The following is a 1,762-nucleotide window of genomic DNA, read 5'->3' on the forward strand; positions in this document are numbered from 1 at the left end:
GGCCTCCGGGTTCTCGGCGTTCCAGAAGTCGTGGCCCGCAACGGTGGTCGGCACGAGGCTGCCGATCAGGGCGAGAGCGGACAGACGCGGTGCCTTGCCGAGGGCGAACAGGGTGCCGGCGCCGATCTGGACGGCGGCGTTGATCTGTACGAGAGTCTCGGGATTGCTGGGGAGCCGGTCGGTGATCGATGCCGGCAGCGCGTTCACAGCCTGATCGAGCCCGGGCTGCGCAGCCCCTGCCTTCGGCTCGGGCTTCCGCAGGGCGTCGATGCCCCCTGCGATGAAGATGGACGCGAGCATGGGCCGCGCGATTCTCCGGACGAGCATGTGGTTCCTCCCGTGGTCGGCTGTGTTTCCAAACCTTGACACAGGTACCCCGGGAGTCACGGGAATATGCGCGAAGCAGGGACGAAGGGCACCGGACGGTATTTCGGATGGTACGGAAATCAGTGAATACCAGAATTCATCACCGGCGGAGTGCCGTCTTCCCATCTCACTTCGACAGCCGGCCCGCCGCGCCTGCCGGCGAGATCCGGGGCGGCCGATCCTCGGAGGTCAACAGCAACTCCGCGACCTTCTCGAACAGATGCGTACCTGCTGCGGTGTCGATGCTTCGCTCGACGGTCAGATGTGCGACGCGACCGTGCGTCCGGAGCGTGGCGATCTGATTTCCGAAAGTCGGACCCGACACCCTCGACCACGAGAACGACGCGACGGGAACGGCCGTCACGCGACCCAGCAGTAGCCGCACGACATGCTCCGCCGTGCGGCTCCATGCAGCGCGGAAGGCGACCCGGACGGCTGCGGGGACATGGTTGTGCAACGGTGAACAGGTCAGCTGGTAGACCGCACCGGCGGTCGGTGTCCCGAACCGGACACGGGCGGCATACGCATGGTGCACGTCGCCCGAGAGGACACAGATCGTCGCGGGCGCACGACCGGACGTCCCGGCGCGCCGTCCGGCGGCGACGTCCCGCAGCAGGCGTCCGAGTCGCTCGAAAGAGTCGCGGAAGGCCGACCAGTGTTCGAGGTCCGCAGCACGACGAAGTTTCTCGGCCCAGCGAGCCCAGTGGTCACCTCGCACACCGGACGCGAGTTTCTCGTCCCACGCCTCGAGGTCGTGCATCGCGCGGGGGAGCAGCCACGGCAGCGACGTGCCGACCAGCAGATGGTCGTAGTCGCCGTCGGTCTGCTGCTCGATCCAGTCGAACTCCGGATCGGACACCATGTCCCGCCGCTCGGGCGCGAGCACCCGCCCGCACCGCGAGTCGATCACCAGCAGACGCACCGACCCGAAATCACGGCGGTAGGACCACCGCGCACCCGGAGCCCCGTCCGCTTCTTCGTCGGCACCGGATGCGAAGGCGCGCAGAATGGGCTCGGCGTCACCGGTACAGTTCCGCACCCGCCCGTAGAGCGGCTCCTCGTCCAGCTCGTCGGGGGAGAGGTTCCCGAGATGCTGATAGATCCAGTACGACGCGAGTGCCCCGACGATGCGTTCCTCCCACCACGCGGACGATTCCATTTCCCTGCGCCACGAGTAGGAGGTGTTCCAGTCGTCGTGCACGTCGTGGTCGTCGAAGATCATCGACGTCGGCACGTTCGACAACAGCCACCGGACGTCGTCTTCGGACCACGACCGGTGGTACAGCCAGGTGTACTCCTCGAAGTCGCGTACCTGCGCCCCAGGTGGTTCCGACAGATCGTGCCGCTCACCGACCCGTTGCTTCATCTCCTGTGACAACTCGTCGGCGTACACCTG

The 1,762-nt window shown here is 66.7% G+C and carries 2 protein-coding genes; both read right to left on the reverse strand.

Annotated features, from left to right (window positions below; genetic code table 11):
• On the reverse strand, positions 1-327 hold a 327-nt coding region (locus R1101_RS0122815; protein ID WP_037224831.1), incomplete at its 3' end, for a DoxX family protein.
• Positions 328-493: 166 nt separating this feature from the next.
• The coding region (locus R1101_RS28300) for an alkaline phosphatase D family protein (protein WP_016935515.1) at positions 494-1,762 on the reverse strand (1,269 nt) is incomplete at its 5' end.

This window comes from Rhodococcus sp. R1101 (assembly GCF_000278445.1).
GTDB lineage: Bacteria > Actinomycetota > Actinomycetes > Mycobacteriales > Mycobacteriaceae > Rhodococcus > Rhodococcus gordoniae.